14 protein-coding genes are annotated in these 17,962 nt (G+C 45.5%); all 14 read left to right on the forward strand.

What is annotated here, in order from left to right; genetic code table 11:
* Nucleotides 1–253 precede the first annotated feature (253 nt).
* The 14 genes from AC0VYE_RS04905 (at nt 254) to AC0VYE_RS04970 (ending at nt 17,959) form a co-directional block, all read left to right on the forward strand.
* A complete protein-coding gene (locus tag AC0VYE_RS04905) occupies nt 254–1,039 on the forward strand; it encodes a TatD family hydrolase (RefSeq protein WP_475446411.1) in 786 nt (261 codons plus the stop codon).
* 531 nt (nt 1,040–1,570) lie between these two features.
* Entirely contained in the window at nt 1,571–3,622 is a 2,052-nt protein-coding gene (locus tag AC0VYE_RS04910; RefSeq protein ID WP_475446413.1) for a serine hydrolase domain-containing protein, read from the forward strand.
* Between the two features lie 492 nt (nt 3,623–4,114).
* Complete coding sequence (locus AC0VYE_RS04915) at nt 4,115–4,996, forward strand: aminoglycoside phosphotransferase family protein (RefSeq protein WP_475446415.1); 882 nt, start codon at nt 4,115–4,117, stop codon at nt 4,994–4,996.
* 147 nt (nt 4,997–5,143) lie between these two features.
* Nucleotides 5,144–5,407, forward strand: coding sequence for an ATP-binding protein (locus AC0VYE_RS04920; RefSeq protein WP_475449449.1), 264 nt, complete (start codon nt 5,144–5,146; stop codon nt 5,405–5,407).
* A gap of 80 nt (nt 5,408–5,487) precedes the next feature.
* Nucleotides 5,488–5,808, forward strand: coding sequence for a hypothetical protein (locus tag AC0VYE_RS04925; RefSeq protein WP_475446417.1), 321 nt, complete (start codon nt 5,488–5,490; stop codon nt 5,806–5,808).
* Nucleotides 5,809–6,173: 365 nt separating this feature from the next.
* Nucleotides 6,174–7,082: an ABC transporter permease gene (locus AC0VYE_RS04930; RefSeq protein ID WP_139991802.1), complete on the forward strand. Its 909-nt coding sequence runs from the start codon at nt 6,174–6,176 to the stop codon at nt 7,080–7,082.
* 22 nt (nt 7,083–7,104) lie between these two features.
* Entirely contained in the window at nt 7,105–7,998 is an 894-nt protein-coding gene (locus AC0VYE_RS04935; protein WP_475446419.1) for a carbohydrate ABC transporter permease, read from the forward strand.
* A gap of 35 nt (nt 7,999–8,033) precedes the next feature.
* Nucleotides 8,034–9,551, forward strand: a complete 1,518-nt coding sequence (locus tag AC0VYE_RS04940; protein WP_475446421.1) for an extracellular solute-binding protein — start codon at nt 8,034–8,036, stop codon at nt 9,549–9,551.
* 35 nt (nt 9,552–9,586) lie between these two features.
* Nucleotides 9,587–11,860 (forward strand): cache domain-containing protein, encoded by a 2,274-nt coding sequence (locus tag AC0VYE_RS04945; protein WP_475446423.1) that lies wholly within the window; start codon nt 9,587–9,589, stop codon nt 11,858–11,860.
* Nucleotides 11,853–12,692 carry a PIG-L deacetylase family protein gene (locus AC0VYE_RS04950; protein WP_475446424.1) on the forward strand — a complete coding sequence of 280 codons (840 nt, stop codon included), beginning with the start codon at nt 11,853–11,855 and terminating at the stop codon, nt 12,690–12,692. The genes AC0VYE_RS04945 and AC0VYE_RS04950 overlap by 8 nt, the downstream gene beginning before the upstream one ends.
* Nucleotides 12,689–13,516, forward strand: a complete 828-nt coding sequence (locus AC0VYE_RS04955) for a PIG-L deacetylase family protein (protein ID WP_475446426.1) — start codon at nt 12,689–12,691, stop codon at nt 13,514–13,516. The genes AC0VYE_RS04950 and AC0VYE_RS04955 overlap by 4 nt, the downstream gene beginning before the upstream one ends.
* Before the next feature lie 159 nt (nt 13,517–13,675).
* Complete coding sequence (locus AC0VYE_RS04960) at nt 13,676–14,338, forward strand: TetR/AcrR family transcriptional regulator (protein ID WP_475446428.1); 663 nt, start codon at nt 13,676–13,678, stop codon at nt 14,336–14,338.
* Nucleotides 14,328–15,602, forward strand: coding sequence for an MFS transporter (locus AC0VYE_RS04965; RefSeq protein ID WP_475446430.1), 1,275 nt, complete (start codon nt 14,328–14,330; stop codon nt 15,600–15,602). The genes AC0VYE_RS04960 and AC0VYE_RS04965 overlap by 11 nt, the downstream gene beginning before the upstream one ends.
* Nucleotides 15,603–15,619: 17 nt before the next feature.
* On the forward strand, nt 15,620–17,959 hold the full coding sequence (locus AC0VYE_RS04970; protein ID WP_475446432.1) for an ABC transporter permease: 2,340 nt from the start codon (nt 15,620–15,622) through the stop codon (nt 17,957–17,959).
* The last annotated feature ends 3 nt before the right edge of the window (nt 17,960–17,962 follow it).

A 17,962-nucleotide genomic window follows, 5' to 3' on the forward strand; every position in this document is an offset into this window, starting at 1 on the left:
ACGCTTATATTAGCTTTTTCTGTGGCTTCAAAGTGAAATGCATGTGTTGGATGCAGAGGAATATAGCTAAGGGGAAAAATGAAAGTACCCATTAAATCGATATCATTTCATTGTAAAAAATGCTTTTAATCAAACATTCCCTACCCTCCATTGATTTGAAATGCTTATAATGCAATTAGAAGATTTTGGATGTAAAGAGTATATGTGTACATTAGAAGCAACAAGAAATGAAATCGAACGGAGCAAATAAACGATGGAGAATAAAATTATAGATATTGGCGTCAACTTGATGCATCGATCGTATAATCAAGATCGTGAACAGGTGGTTGAAAGGGCGGCAGCGAATGGGGTTTCTCCACTTGTTATTACGGGAACAAGCTTGAGGAACAGCATGGAAGCTGCCCGCTATGCAGGTCGTTTACCCGGAAAACTGTACTCTACTGCGGGTGTTCATCCTCACGATGCGAAGAGCTGCACAGATTTGACAATGAAGCAGCTCAAACAACTGGCGGCACAGCCGCAGGTGGTTGCTATCGGAGAATGCGGACTAGATTATAACCGAGATTTCTCTCCACGGGATGTTCAACGCAAATGGTTTGCCGAGCAAATTGATTTAGCACTTGAGCAGGATATGCCGCTGTTTTTGCATGAGCGGGAAGCTTTTTCGGATTTTATAGCGATGCTTAAGGAACAATCGGTTCAGAAAGCGGTCGTCCATTGTTTTACGGGGACTTTGCCGGAGCTTAAGGCTTATCTCGAAATGGGATTCCATATTGGGATCACAGGCTGGATTTGTGATGAGCGAAGAGGAAAACACCTGAAAGAGCTTGTAAGGATGATTCCGCTGGACCGGCTCATGATCGAGACGGATGGGCCATTTTTAACGCCACGAGATTTGAAAGGTAAGCCGCAGGATGGACGGAATGAGCCGGCTTTCTTACCACACATTTTGCAAACTGTATCACGGTGTATAGGAAAACCAGTGGAAGAGGTAGCTAAGGCTACGAGAAAAACTTCTGAGGAATTTTTTGGTTTATAAAAGTTAAGAGATAAGAGGCGCCAGACCAACTTTAATATTGAACTTTTTCTCACTGTCTATCATAAAAGAAAATCAACGGCCTGGTATATGGATAAGGACAATATGATTTATTTTGATATGACGGTTAGTGAAAGTGAATTTAAGAGATTAAAAAACATGAGCAGAGACGTGAATGGAGTCATTCTTTTTCATGTACAAATCTTAAAATAAGATTGAATCTCTAAATACGGATGATGAAGTATATAAGGATCCAAATAAGCTTTGCTAATAGAAATGACATATAAAACATAGTTTTATCCCAACCGCGATTAACGCGGTTTTTTTATTTTCAAAATACTGCTCAATTATGGAGAGTCTTAACAGAAACTTAACTGTCTTCAAAATATCGTAGATGGAATTAAGGTTAAGTTTAATAGCGTGTAAGACTGGAATGCTAGAATGACGGTAAGAAAGGAGACACAGTACAGGCTAGGATTGGATCATGAAAAATTTGTAATCGTGCAAAATGAGAGACAAAGGGATGTGGATGATATGAAAAAGAGATTTATATGGACGCTTGCAGCGGCCTTAGTTCTGACCCCGCTTATTCCTACAAACGCAATGGCTTCCAGCACCGTAGCTTTGGTTTCTTCTAAGACGCTAGAGAAGATTGCTTCTGAGAAAGCGGCACTTCTAACTGAACAATATGGAATACCTAGCGTGCAGTATGCCTTGATCGATAATGGAGTGATCAAAGTATCGGGACAATCAGGAGTTAACGACATAGAAGGAAAAATCCCTTTAACGAAGGAAACCATCTATGGTATTGGCTCTACGAGCAAAATGTTTACCGCGTCAGCAGTCATGAAATTAGTGGATGAAGGTAAAATCAATCTCGATACCCCCGTCGTACACTATATTACTGATTTTAAGATGGAAGATGAACGTTATAAAAAGATTACTCCGCGCATGTTGTTGAATCATTCATCTGGTTTGCAGGGTTCCAGTTTAAACAGTGCATTTTTATTTAATGATCCAGATACATACGTACACGATTCGCTGCTAAAGAACTTGTCTACACAGAAATTAAAGGCAGAACCGGGAGCTTTTTCAGTATATTGTAATGATGGATTCACGCTCGCAGAAATTCTTGTAGAAAGAGTCAGTAAAAAGACATTTACCGCATTTATTCATGACAATATTGCTGTGCCTTTGGGTATGAACCATACCATGACGCCACAAGACATGGTAGAGACGAGCAAATTCGCCGGCCTTTACTCTCCTGCCTATGAGGGCCAGCTTCCAACGGAGACGACCAATGCGATTGGTACAGGCGGAGTCTACTCTACTGCGGAGGATTTGGTTCGATTCTCGCAAATCTTTACTGGGAAGAGAGCGGACGTACTCTCCATCAAATCAGCACAGGCCATGGAGCAAGAAGAGTATAGGAAGGGATTATGGCCCAAAGAAGCGGATAACTCGATGGACTACGGACTTGGTTGGGATAGCGTACGCTTATATCCTTTTAATGATTATGGTATAAAAGCCCTCGTCAAAGGAGGAGACACACAGATGTATCATTCCTCCTTCGTCGTGCTTCCCGAGCAGGACATGGCTGCAGCAGTCATTACCTCAGGGGGTAGCTCCTCAATAAATCAGCTGCTAGCGAGTGAATTGCTCCTTCAGGCGATGAAAGAGAAGGGCGCAATTAAAGAGATCAAGCCAGATAAATCATTTGGCAAGCCGGTTAAGGCTGACATGCCAAAAGATCTTGTGAAGTACGCAGGTTATTACAGTACTCAAGGCGATCAGTGGAATGCACTTATCAAGAACGGGGAACTGGCATTGTCAGGATTGGCCGCTCCAGATCAGAAATTTATATACACCAAGGATGGAGCTTTTGTCGACGAAGCTGGGAGCACGAAGGTTAGTTTTGTAAAAGAAAGCAACGGACGGACTTATTTGTGGATGAGCCAGTATGTTTCAGTACCTGAATTAGGCCAGCTTGCATTTTCTGAATACAAGGCAGAGAAATTGGAAGGTGCAGTGCTGAATAAAGAAACGGCGGATGCGTGGGCAAAAAGAGAAGGCAAATCCTACTATCCAGTCAACGAGAAATTCAGTTCCATTGCCAATATGAACATGATTAGGCCAACAATAAAGACAAGCGAAGGCTATTTTAATGATATAAAAATAACAGGTGCCAATACGGCTGAGAGCCAGCATCAGATTCCTGGAACAGCAGGCCGAGATACACTGAGTATTCTTTTTTATGCTAAAGAGGGCGTAGAGTACCTTAATGCGGCTGCAACCGTGTATATGAGCGAGGATGGAGTGAAGCCGCTGTATAAAGGCAAATCGTCGATAACTACAATTCAAGCTGATGGTTATGCTAGATGGTTCAGCGTTCCCGAAACAGCTGCTGGCATGAAAATGGTAGTCAAGATGCCAGCTAAAGGTGGTTTTATGGTATACGATGAAGCGGGTGCACTGGTGAATAATACGGTCATTAGCGGTAAAAATGAAGTCGTATTGCCTGCGAACGGATATATCATATTTGCTGGAAATGCGGGATCTGCTTTCGGTATTACGCTAGTGAAATAGCGAGTAGAAAAAACGATATAAATTGAATTAAATTTTTTCGTTTTGGTTGCTATGCGAGTAGATCATTCTTACGATCGCGGTTGTAACCAGTTTCTTTGATTGACTAATACATGTAAAGGTAAGAAACCGGCTACAAAGGCGAACACTTCGTTTCTCCAGAACGATCTCCTCGCTTCGCTTAAACTTCATTTCTTTAGTTCAACTTATATAGATTCATATGTAGATATGGCCGGCTTTTATAGCTGGCCTTTTTTATTATAATCTTGGTCTCATTCAATAGAGTTGAGAGACTCTATAGCCAAAGTAGCGAGCAAGCAGCAGCTTCATCTGCACGCCCATTTGACTGTGCATGGAGATGGGATCGATGAATACGAAATGCTCCGAGTGTTAAGTTCCATTATTTCATAAAATCGGGAAGGTGGATGTCTCTTAATGTCGAAAGGTAAGTAGAATCCTTTATGCTAAAACAACCATTTGAAGGGAAGAACAATCATGGGAACCCCTATAGGTACGGTGGAATGGCTAGAAACAAATGAAAAGCTAAATGAATTATTAAAGCAAGAAGCTGCATTAACCACACATGAAATGAAACATGGTTTTGAGGCTGAAGTGATAAAGATTTGCTCTGACCAAGAGAGCTTTGTGCTGAAAACGTGGAGCAAAAGCTCGAAGCCGGATATCCAGTTTCAATATCATTTGTTAAATGCCTTATTCGAAAGAGGATTGTCCGTCTCAAGGCCAGTGGCTTGGGGTATCGATCCAAACGGAGACAAGGTTCTGTTAACTACCTTTGATGGTGGTCCTGTGCTTAAATTAAATGGTAAGAAAATGGCCGATATTGCAAAAATATTATCAAGCATACATCGAATCCATATGAAAGAAATTGAGCAAATACAACTTCCCAAATATGATTTTATCGGTTATTTTTTCCCTGGGGTAAGAGAGCATCCGGATCTAGCTCAAGCGTTAGATGCACTTGTTGAAAAGACACCAATCATACAAAAACATATCATTCATGGCGATTTTCACATGGCTAATTTTCTAGAGGACAATGGACGCTACACGGTAATCGATTGGACGAACGGGCAATTAGGCGATCCAAGGTATGATTTTGCATGGTCGCTTGCTCTGATCAAAATATATGTGTCAGAGCGGAACGCCGAGGCTTTCCGGAATGCTTATTTGCTGGAGAATGAAATGGACCAGGATGAATTGGTGGCTTTCGAAGCTGTGGCATGTCTCCGATGGCTGCTGCTGAATAGAAGCGGAGGCACTCCTAAAGGGCCAAGCACCATGGGGAAGGTAAAGAGCTTGGTCATGAACAACCGATATTTAAACGAGCTGGGGTTAAAAGATTTTTTAGCAAAAAGGTAGTATCGGAGTGGCTAACGATCTCTCGAAAGATCGATATTAATGGTACATATAGACGGTGAAATTGTAAGCAACTGCTGCATTCATTTTCACCGTCTACAGCATTTTTCTAAGCATCTCCTTCGTTGAGCCTCGTATCGTAATATTGCCATACGCATGACCCAAACAGAGGATGACCTATTTCTTTCCATCGCCGATTCGGGCATTGGCATAGCACCGGAGCAGCTGGAGTATGTGTTTGAATGGTTTTATAAAACCGATTCATCGCGAAACCGCAATATGAGCGGAAATGGTCTAGGGCTTGCGATTGCCCCAAAAATCGTGACTCTCCATCAAGGGAGCATTGCGATGGAAGGCCGGTTGGGCCAAGAAACCACAGTGATTGTTCGATTGCCTAATCAGGTGAAAAAGTAGCTATTCGAAAGCTGCCCTCTGTGATACCATATAGAAATTAATGGTAAGAGAGACAAGAGAATCGTAGAGGGTGTGTCTTCGTGAAAGCATGCAAGAAATGTAGCGGTACGGGCAAAGTCAGCGGCTTCTTCAGAAGCAAAACCTGCAGCAAATGTAATGGCAGAGGACATATTGTTCCAGGGCGATTCGCGGCAAATTCAGATAGCGGCTCTACTTCAATTATCAACAATGATCAAGACTACCAAGAAGAAGTGGATCAAATCAGCTACAATGAAAATTCCTGGCGGCAAAATACTAGGGATTCCTCCTCGGATGATGAACGTTCATCCTCCAGCAACGACAGCAGATCTTATGATTCACCCAGCTCGGATGATGGTTCATCCTCACCTTCAAGTGATTAGTTTATAACCATTTCTATGTAGTGGTAATCGGATTTAAGGCGCAGGGAGCAGAGCTCTTATGCGCCTTTTTCATTTACAGAAACTAATAAATATTCCTCGTTTGAGTAAATTTCCACCTCTAATGCCTTGTTAGATTTCCCCTTTTCTTAATAATGAGTTATCTTCAATGGTCACGAAAAAGGTACCTTCCTGATGTTTAAATTGCAGTAAATGAGTTTTAATGTTAGCTTTATGTTATTAATAGTGACATAAAATGTGTGAAATACCCCGAAATCTATGAAATCTGAACTGAATCATTGAATCGGAGACTATATTGTGACCCCAACATGAAGTTATCATAACGTTGTGAAGGGGGTGAAACCAAAATGGTTTTTCGAGAGATTATGCGCAATCGGGTTTTGTATTCGTTGGCGGTCCCGGGCTTGCTCGTGCTTATTATTTTCTTCTACTTACCGATGTTCGGTCATGTGATCGCGTTCAAAAATTACAACTACTTTGACGGAATTTGGGGGAGCCCTTGGACGGGACTTGATAATTTCAAGTTTTTTTTCGGCGGAAGCGACTGGCTGCGCGTTACGTTCAACACGTTGTTTCTTAATGCATTGTTTATTGCGTTCGGTCTTGTCATCTCAGTTATATTAGCTATTTTTCTAAATGAGATTAGGCAGGCTGTATTCAAAAGAGTCGCGCAGTCAATGGCGTTTCTTCCGTTCTTCGTATCTTGGATGGTCGTAAGTATGATGCTGTTCTCTCTACTTAACACCTCGGATGGCTTAATCAACCGTTCGTTGAAGGAGTTAGGCTTGGATGCTGTATCCTGGTACAGCATGCCTCACTATTGGCCGGCTATATTAACGATCATTAGCGTATGGAAGACGGCAGGCTACCAGGCTGTTATCTATTTGGCGGCCATTACAAGCATTTCGCCGGAGTATTATGAGAGCGCCCAAATAGACGGAGCAACGAGGCTGCAGCGGATTAGGCACATTACAATGCCGCTTCTTCGCCCGACGATTATCGTGCTTACATTGCTAGCGATTGGACGTATCTTTTACGGAGATTTCGGCATGATCTTCGGACTCGTCGGAGACAATGGCGTCCTATACGAGACGACGGATGTCATCGATACGTATGCATATCGCGCTTTGCGCCAGCTGGGTAATTTCGGCATGTCTTCGTCAATTGGACTTTATCAATCCGTGCTGGGGTTGGTTACGATTTGTGTATTCAACCTTATCGTTAGGAAGATCGACAAGGAATCGAGCATCTTCTAGAAAGGAAGGAGGGTTAATCGCCATGCTAAAAGCCATCAAACAAATAGGCGCTTCCGACAAATTAGTCATTACCGCTGTGTATGTGATCGTTACGTCATTCGCGTTATTTTCTTTTATTCCATTTTGGCTCGTTATTGTGAATTCGTTCGCATCAGAAAGTGAACTCGGTCTACACGGCTTTAGTCTCCTGCCGAGCAAATGGTCACTCGATGCGTACCGATACTTGCTAACGGGCAATCAAATCTATTATAGCTACGGTGTGACGTTATTCGTGACGATCGTAGGTACTGTGCTCGCTGTACTCATTACCGCGATGTTCGCATACGTGCTGGCCCATCCGAAAATCAGGTACAAAAACCAGCTGGCGTTTTTTACTTATTTTACGATTTTGTTCGGTACGGGGCTTGTCGGCTTCTATATTGTGATCTCGATGTGGTTGGGGCTCAAGGACAGCATATGGTCCATGATCCTACCATCGCTTATTAATCCATTTTACACGTTCATCTTAGTTTCATTCTTCCGTACGCTTCCCTTCGAAATCTACGAATCGGCTGTCATGGATGGAGCAGGTGATTATCGGATTTTCTTCCGCATCATGTGGCCGATTTCGGTGCCGGCAATCGCGACGATCAGTTTGTTTTATGCGATTTTTTATTGGAACGACTGGTGGCTAGCACTGCTGTTTGTCGACAATTACAAATTGCAGCCGCTTCAGCTCATGATTAGGCAGCTCATTTCCAATCTCAATATCTTGTCATACATTCAAGGCAGTCCCGGTTCTTATGGAGGGGGATTGCCGAATCAAGGTGTACGGCTCGCGACGGTTTGCTTGACGATCGGTCCGATCGTATTCCTATACCCCTACATTCAGAAGTACTTTGTAAAAGGATTAACGATTGGTTCGGTGAAAGGTTAAAAGTTGATGGGATAAACCCAGTGGAGGTTAACGATATGACAAAATGGCCCAAACTAAGCGCTGCGCTTCTCATAATCGCTTTGCTCATTACGGCTTGCTCTCGTAATGCCGGGGAAGAGCTTGGAAACGGAAATCATGAACAGAAGGCTTCTACAGATCCCGTGACGCTGAAAATTGTTATGCCAGGAGATCGTCCTGCCGATATGGATAAGGTTATCGCTGAAATCGAGAATAGAATGAAGGGTACGCTTAATGTCAAGCTCGACGTCATCTTCTCCTCCTGGTCGGACATTCATCAGAAAACGCAGATCATGCTTACGAGCGGTGAGCCGGTCGACTTGATGTTCGAAGCCCCTTGGATGCATTTAGACAGCATGGCATCGGCAGGTTATTATGAGCCGCTAGAGGAATTGCTTAACGAATACGGCAAAAATATAGTGGCGGCGCGCCCGCAGCAAATGTGGGACGCAAACAAAATTAACGGCCAAGTGCTCGCCATTCCGCTCGGAAATTCTTTTTACAAACCAACGACCTATTATATCCGCAAGGACTTAAGAGAAAAACTCGATTTGCCGCCTATGCAATCCTATGATGATATTATCTCGTTTGCTAGAAAGGTTCAGCAGCAGTTCCCTGACATCACACCAATGACGCCGCAAACGCAAATTCCAATGTCGGAGGTGCACTTCCGTTTAGCGCAAGGAACAGATGTTATGATGACGCCGATGTTGACTGATTTCATCCTCTATAGGGCTCCGAATTCGCCGATTATCCGCAATATGCTGGACGACCCTAGCCCGGTGATTTGGAGCGCGATTGAGAACGCACGCAAGCTTTATCAGGATAAAATCATTAATCCAGACGTAATGGCGATCAAGGACCCCGATAACTGGGTGACGACTCATCCTACGGCAGTTTACTTAGCGACGGATTTTGGCTTAAAAGCCGACCTGGCCAAGAAGCTGCTCTCTAACTTGCCGGGTTCGGATCTTGAATCGTATACACTTTTCGATCCGACGCCGGCAAAAAATTCGTCGACATTCAAGCAGTGGAATTTCATGACCGTTCCGAAATCGAGCAAACACAAAAAAGAAGCGATCCAATTTCTCGACTGGGCAAACGCCTCTCAAGAAAATTATGATCTGCTTGCGTATGGAATCAAGGGTGTGAACTGGGAAGATGCAGGTGATCAGCAGTATAGGATGTTGACGCCGGACAAATACCCATGGTTCCCGTACGACTGGATTTGGAATCCGAAATTCGACCGCCTTGATGCCAGCCAAGAGCCCTCCGCTATCGAGCTAAATCGGTTTATCATGAACGCGGACAACTTTACGGTCGATGTACTGACAGGCTTTAACTTTGATACAAGTGCCGTTCAGAACGAGCTTTCCCAGTTTTATGCGTTGGAGAATCAGTATTTGCTGCCGATATACAACGGTGCGGTTGATCTGGATACGTATTGGAAGGAATTTACCGAGAAGGCCGGTCCAGCGCTCAAAAAAATTCAGGAAGAAGGGCAAAAACAAATCGACGATTTCCTGAACAAGTAGCGTCATAGAGAAACAGAGGGAGAGGGGAGGATCACATGCGTAAATACATCCAAGCTGAGGCTTATCTGCACGTCTTTCTGATATTGGTTATTTTGTTCAGCATGACCGTTATTCCCTTCTCCTTCTATTTATCGAACCAGTATTCCAAGTATGCTTCGCAGGAGCTTGAGCGAAATGACCGTTATAAGCTGGAACAAACAAAAGAAAATCTCGTCTTTACGTTCGATCGTCTTAAGCGGGTAACCCTGAGCCTATACGAAGAGCCGGAAATCAGGACATGGGTTCAATTGCGGGAAGAAGATCCGTTCGTGTTCAACGGCATGGTGCAATTATTGAAAAAAAGACTCGTTAATGAGCCTTTCATCGAATCCGTTGTTGTGTACAATGCCAACCTAGGACGCGTATTTGATTACGATACGGGGATGCTTCCGGCTTATGAAATGCTGATAGATGGCATGGAAGAGCTCGTGCAAGGAGACTCTCCGAATTATTTCCGTATGACGAAGCTGCTGTTCCAAGGCCAAAAAGGTCTTGCCATCCTGCTGCCGTTCGGACTTGAGAAAGATCGTTCGAAGAGTTTTCTGGTTATTCGGTTGAACAGCGATGCCATTCAAAAGTCTATGCTGCAGCTAAACAAGGATAGCGGCGTATTCATCCATGTGGCAGATGGCAATGGTGAGCCCATTATTGGCCAATCCGACGAGGGCCTGCTCCATCAGCTGAGTAAGCAGGACAAGAAACAGCGCAAAGAAACATTCCGAACAAGCGTCCAAGACAGCCAGTGGATCGTTTCCTATGATCTGGCAGGCGTTGAGGATTGGACGATCTATTACTCGGCAAGAATGGACGACTGGTTCCGCAAAGTGGAATCTTTCAAACACAAAATTTTGTTTTCGTTTCTCGGGTTATTGCTATCGTTAATCGCGATCTTGTTTTGGAATGCGAGAAGCTATCATCGTCCCGTCAGCCAGTTGGCAAGGCAAATATCCAGCATGGTCGAAATGGCCACGGACAGCGGCTGGAGAAGAAGGCTGCTGCCGAAGAATGAGGTTCATCAGATTCAGCAAGGCTTCGGGATTCTCTCTGAGAGGATTGAGCAGTTGAGCCAGTCGGTTCAGGATGGACGGCTTAGGCAGAAGGAAGACGACCTGCGCGAGTGGGTCAATGAGGGCAAGCTGGAAGGCCCGGCCCGCAAGCGGCTTCAGGAAGCCAGTACGATTCTGGATTACACCAGCATCGTTGTCGCTGTATGCAGAATCGATTCCTATATGGCGTTATCCGAGAAATATGATTTCTCCTCCCGCAAAACGCTTAAGGGCACGATCGTCAATATCGCCTGCGAGACCGTTGCCCACAAGGCATGGAAGGTAGAAAGCATTGATTTTGGAGGCAATCATCTCGTCTTTATTATCGGAGTCAGTGCCGAAGGAGATAAGAAGGAGCTGCCGCACTGCTTCGAAGAAATTAATGACCGTGTGCACAAGTGGCTGAAGCTAAATCTGACCGTTGGATTAAGTGAGCTCCAGAATCCGGACTGCGACATGAAAGCTGTCTACGACAAGGTTTTTCAGCTTGCAACGCTTAGCTTTATCGATGGGAAAAGCCGTATTTATCAAGAATCAGATTATGAAAACGAAGCGAGAAGCTCGATACAATTACCCGACAATACAATTCCACCAGAACTCATTGACTCCATTCGGTTAGGACAGACCGATAAGGCGAAGCGCCTGTTGGACGAAGCTGCGAACAGGCTGCGCCAAATGTCTTATGACGAATGTAAGCTGCAACTAACATTCCTGATCTATCACTTGTACAAGGCATTCGGCAAAGTAATGAATTCCTCTAGTATGAACGGCATTCGCTCGGAGCTGGATCGATTTAACACGCTGGATGAAGCGATGGATAAGCTGAAGGAAGATACCGAGGTTATTATAGGCAGCTTGTATGAGCGCCGCGTGGGTGACAGAAGAGACGAGCGAGTGGAGGAAATGCTTCAATATTTGAGGCTTAACATTCATAATCCCATGCTAACGATCGATGAAATGGCTAATCACGTATCACTATCCACTAATTATGCCCGCACACTATTCAAAGAGCAGACAGGGATTACGGTTGCGGGTTATATCCTGAATGAGCGCATTCAGCTCGTCAAATATTTGCTCGTCCAAACGGACAAGACGATTGCCGAGATTGCTGCACAGTCGGGATTCCAATCAAGAAGCACATTTTTTACCGTGTTCAAAAAAGAAGTAGGCGTTACGCCGAGCGATTACCGCTCGAATCTGAAGGGAGCTATCATGAATGAGTGAAGCGTTAAATGTGATTGTTATATTCGCGCACCCAGACGAGGGTGAGAAGTATGCCGGGGGCACGTCAGCTCTGCTTGCTAGGCGTGGACATCGGGTGAAGTTTCTGTCGCTTACTAACGGAGATGGAGGGCATTTTCAATTATCGGGAGAGGAGCTTGTGCTTCGTAGAGCAGAGGAGGCTATGAAAGCGAAAGCTGCCTTAGGCATTGCTGATTACGAGATTCTCGGCAACCGGGATGGATCACTGCTGCCGACGCTTGAGCTGCGTAATGCCATTATTAAACGGATTAGAGAGTGGGAGGCGGATGTCGTCATTACATTCCATCCGGAAGGCGGCACCCATGCGGACAACAGATATACAGGCAAGGCGGTAAGCGATGCCGCTGCGTTCGTAGCGTTTGTTCCGAATGTCGTACCGGATACAAGAGACTTACGCAAATCGCCGCTTTATTTGCTTATGCCGGACTATTCCATGAAGAAGAAATACAGCGCGGATATAGTCGTTGGAATCGATGAAGCGCTGGAGAGCAAGCTGCTTGGCTGCGGCGCACATGAGTCACAGTTTTTCGAATATCAGCCTTGGACGAAAGGAAGGCTTGATGAGGTGCCCGTGGTCTGGGAGGATAGACGGGAGTGGCTGCTGCGCGACCTATCGGATTTTCTGTGCGTTTCGAAAGAGATGACACCAGCACTTGTGGACTTGTACGGGGAGTTGGAAGCGGGTCGCTTTCAGTATGCTGAGCCGTTCGAGCTCGCGTCTTACAACTCAGGTTCGACAGTAGAGCGGGTTCGCGTGTTTATTGAAAAGTTGACGGAAGAGGTGGTCGTGTGAAGGACGTCCTTCGAGTTATAGTCATCGCTGCTCATCCGGATGAGCCCGAAATTTACGCTGGGGGCACAACGGCATTGTTGACCGGAAATGGCCATCAGGTGAAATATCTCTCCTTGACCAATGGGGATGCTGGACACTATGAGATGTCAGGCGAAGCGCTTGCCAAGCGAAGAGCTGCCGAAGCGATGGAAGCGGCTAAGCACTTAGGCATTGCCGAGTATGAGATCCTTGACAACCATGACGGAGCTCTTCTTCCAACGTTGGAACTAAGGGAAGTAGTCATTCAGCGTATTCGTTCCTGGAAGGCGGATATCGTCATTACTTTTCATCCGGAAGGGGGCACGCATACAGACAATCGATATGCGGGCCGGGTCGTCGCCGATGCTTCCGCATTCGTAGCCAAAGTGCCGAATATCGTTCCTCAAACGCCTTGCTTGGATGAACCGCCGCTGTTTCTGCTGATGCCGGATTACTCCATGCGCGCATCGTATAAAGCGGATATTGTCATCGATATCGGCCAAGTGCTGGAGAAGAAGCTGCTTGCATGTCACTCCCATGCTACTCAGTTCTATGAGTTTGCCCCGTTCGAGCAGGGGATGACGAAACCGGTGCCTCCTGATTGGGAAGGAAAGCGACAGTTTATTTTGGAAGGGTGGTCGACGTTCTTCCGAGTATCGAAAGAAATGCTTCCGGCGCTTGAGCGGGATTACGGAATTGAGAAGGCTGGAAACGTCACATTCGCAGAGTCGTTCGAATATGCGGATTATAATGCGGGTGGGCTAGCGGAGCGGCGATCGGAGCTCATTTCAAGGCTGCGCGGCTAAAACGTATAAGGACCGCTGGGTGAGTAGCCCAGCGGTTTATTTTGCATGAAAAAAATTGAAAAATTAAGCCCGATGCATCCCTGCCATTTACAAAATAAGGATCATATATTATAATCCTTTCATAGACTGACGGTCGGTCTAGAGGACGGAGGAGTTTTCATGAGAACGCTCAAAGAGCCGGAAGAACGGAAAAATGAAATATTGGATACAGCGGAAGCTTTATTCCATACCAAAGGTTACGACAAGACGACGATCAACGATATTTTGAAAGAAATCGGAATTGCAAAAGGAACCTTCTACTATTACTTCAAATCGAAAGAAGAAGTGATGGATGCAATCGTCATCAGGATTGTGGATAGCGGGGTACTGGCAGCCAAAGAAATCTCCGCAAATGCTAGTCTTACCGTCCACGAGAAGTTTCTGTACATCATGCTCGCGCAAAAGCCGGCCTCAAACAGCTCAAAAAGCCAGCTTATTGAAACCATGCATGATGTTAACAACGCCCAAATGCATCAAAAAAGCTTGTCAGAGACGGTGCGCAAGCTGACTCCTATTTTGCAGGAGCTTACAGAGCAAGGAATAAGAGAAAAGCTGTTTGCCACGCCATACCCGAAGGAAGCAATTGAGTTACTGCTTGTGTCTGCTGTAACCCTATTTGATGAGGGCATATTCAACTGGGAGCCGCAGGAGTTATCTCAAAAAATTGTAGCCTTCATTCATGCCATGGAAACGCTGCTTGGAGCAGAGAAAGGCAGCTTCGCGTACGTGGCAAGGCTGTTTGAGCAAGCGGACCCGGTAGACGGTAAGGCGAATGGCGAATAATGCTTTTCGAAAATTTATCATTCTGTGGTTCGGGGAACTGGTTTCCAGTATCGGCAGCGGCTTAACCGCGTTCGGCTTAGGGGTTTACGTCTTCCAGACGACCCATTCCGCAACGGCAGTGTCACTCGTGACGCTTTGCACCTTTTTGCCGATGATCCTGTTAAGTCCAGTTGGCGGTGTATTGGCGGACCGATTTGATCGACGGCTGATGATGCTGCTCGGTGATGGCGGCTCGGCGCTTGGGCTTATTTACATTCTAATCGTCATGTTCTCAGGCGAGGCACAGCTTTGGCAGCTCTGTGTGGGGGTGACGATCAGCTCTATATTCGCATCGTTGACGGACCCGGCTTATAAAGCGACGATTACTGATTTGCTGCCCGAAGAACAGTTTGCGAAAGCGAGCGGACTGGTGCAGCTTGCCGGCTCCTCTAAGTATTTATTTTCCCCGATCCTCGCGGGCATGCTGCTTGCTGTGGTGGATATCGAGGCACTTCTGATTATCGATATTAGCACGGTATTTATCACGATTATTACGATTTCCGCCGTTCGCCGATGCTTGGTTACTAAATCTGTCAGCAAGAAGCAGTTCAGCTTAGCAAAGGACTTGAAAGAGGGCTGGCAAGTTCTTGTTTCTAGAAAAGGAGTCTTAGCGCTTACGCTGCTACTGACCTTAGTCACCTTTTATATGGGCATTTTGCAAACCTTATTTACGCCCATGGTGCTTCCGTTATCTAATGCCAAGACATTAGGAATCGTCCAATCGGTCAGTGCGACTGGGCTACTGCTTGGCAGCTTGTTTATTGGCGTCTTTAGCGTTAATCAGCGGTATGCACGTGTTTTATCGGCTGGACTTTTTGTCGCTGGCATTTTCTTCTCGCTTATTGGAGTATCAACGAATATTTACGTAATCGCAGCCGCAGGCTTTCTATTTTTTGCGACCTTGCCCTTCGTTAATACAAGCGCGGATGTATTGATTCGAACGAACATACCAAACGAAACCCAAGGCAGGGCTTGGGGGATGATCGGAGTGGTTTCCCAATTCGGCTATATCGCTGCGTATGCATCGGCAGGCCTTTTATCCGACTATGTATTTAATCCTCTGATGGTTGAAGGTGGGGGGCTAGCTTCCTCGGTTGGAAAATGGATCGGCAGCGGCCAAGGGCGCGGTATCGGCTTGTTATTTATTATTTCTGGCATTTTGGTCATCGTTTTAGCACTTATTATGGCAAGGATGAAGTCGATTCGGGCGCTGGAGACAAAGTAAGGAAAGGAGGGGCTGACATGCTAGCGAAAATATTAAAAAAAGATTTTAAACGAAATAAGACGATTACGGTGGTCCTGTTCGTGTTCATTACGCTTTCTGTGCTGCTTGCTTCCAGCGGGACAACGATGATGACGCAGCTATTTCGCTCCATCAACCACTTGTTTACTGTATCTAGTGCGCCGCACTACGTGCAGATGCACGCCGGACCCGTGGATAGAGCTGCCATTCAGAGCTTTGCGGCAGAGAACTCCCTTGTCAAAAGTGAACAAATCTCTGAAATGCTGGTGATCGACAATGCTAATCTCTTCTTTGGCAACAATCAGGAAGCCGATAGCAGCAGCGTAATGGATAACGGCTTTGTCGTGCAGAACAAGAGCTTTGATTATTTACTTACGCTGGAAAATAAGCGGATTGAGGTTTTGGACGGGGAGATTGCGGTTCCTATTTATTATAGGCAGCAGCATCAATTGAACCTGGGCGATACGATTCGAGTTTCTGCTGGATCATCAGACATGACGTTCACCATTACAGACTTTGTGCGGGATGTTCAAATGAATCCTTCGATTATTAGCTCCAAGCGATTCGTCGTAAGCGCAGCGGATCATGAAACGTTGAAGAGTATGACCGGAGAAATCGAGTATATGATTGCATTTCAGCTTAAGGATCTAAGCAAGTTCAATGAATTCAAGACAGCATACCAGTCAGCCGGATTACCGGCAAAAGGCCCTGCTATTGACTATTCCTTGTTCCAGATGCTTCATGCATTAACGGACGGGGTAGTCGCCGTCATCATTTTTCTGGTCAGTAGCTTATTAATTCTTATTGCGGTGCTGTGTCTGCGGTTCACCATACTGACCACGCTGGAAGAGGATTATAAAGAGATTGGCGTTATGAAAGCCTTCGGCATCCGTCAACAGCATATTCGCAACATCTATCTGACCAAATATATTGTTCTGGCGGGGGGCGCCAGTCTTTTCGGATATGTGGTTTCCCTTTGCATTCGTCCGCTATTCCTATCCAATATGGCGTTGTATATCGGGATTGCTCCGCAAAGCATACTGCAAAGCTTGATTCCTATTTTGGTAGCTGGATTGGTGTTTGCTTTCGTTCTGCTCTTCTGCACCCTTGTGCTGAGGCGATTTCATAAAATCTCGGCCGTTGAAGCGCTGCGAGCCGGTGCGATGGGCGAGCTTAAGGTGAATACGAAGCGGTTGCCGCTTTATAAAAGCAGAATTCCTAGCGTTAACGTATTTTTGGCGCTGAAAGATGTCGTCGGACGGTTTAAAATGTATCTTTTATTGTTTATTATTTTTGTCATTTGCTTCATCATCATCATTGTTCCGGTCAATTTCCTGCATACGATGCAGTCACCTAGCTTCGTTGCGTATATGGGGGTCGGACAAAGCGATATGCGAATGGATTTGCAGCAATCCGATCACATGCAGGATAAATTTGACGAAGTTCAGCATTACCTTGCTCAAGATACGGATATCGTGAAATTTTCTCCGCTCGTGACGAGTAAATACAGCGTCGTAGGAAGTGAAGGAGCATTAGAGAGCATACAGGTTGAAACGGGGGATTTCTCCATTTTTCCTTTGAAATACAGCAGCGGCAACGCTCCTATCAACCTAAACGATATGGCTCTCTCCAGTCTGAACGCTGACGCTCTGTCGAAAAAAGTGGGAGACGCGCTGACATTAGTCATTAACGGTAAGCAGCATGAGATGACCGTTAGCGGCATTTATCAGGACGTGACCAATGGCGGCAAAACAGCCAAAGCGCTGCTGCCCTATCAACCGGAGGATGTACTCTGGTATACCCTTAATGCGGACATTAGACATGGCAGCGATATAGGGGCCAAAATAACCGAATATACGGGTCTTTTTCCAGGGGTGAAAGTGACGCATCTCGAAGATTATATGCATCAGACACTCGGCTCGACGATTAAGCAGATCAAGATGGTTACGGTACTTGCCGTTATCATTGCTGTGTTTATCTCCATTCTGATTACTTCGCTTTTCTTAAAGCTGCTGACCGCAAAAGATTATTCCGGCATCGCCATTATGAGAAGTCTCGGTATTGCAGCTGCACATATTCGAAAGCAGTACGTGAGACGGATACTGGTTGTGCTTGCAGGCGGGATTCTCGTAGGTACGCTTATGGCCCATACGTTTGGGCAAAGTCTGGTAGGTATGCTGATGTCTTCGATGGGAGCCTCCAATATCCAGTTTGTGACGAACCCATGGGTATCTTATTTCTTGTATCCATTAGCTCTTGGTTTAGTTGTGACCATTGCAACGCTGGTAGGCACGCTATCGATGAAAAAATACAGCATGACGAGAATGATAACCGAATGAGGG

The sequence above is a fragment of the Pristimantibacillus sp. Z349TD_6 genome, from assembly GCF_056173205.1.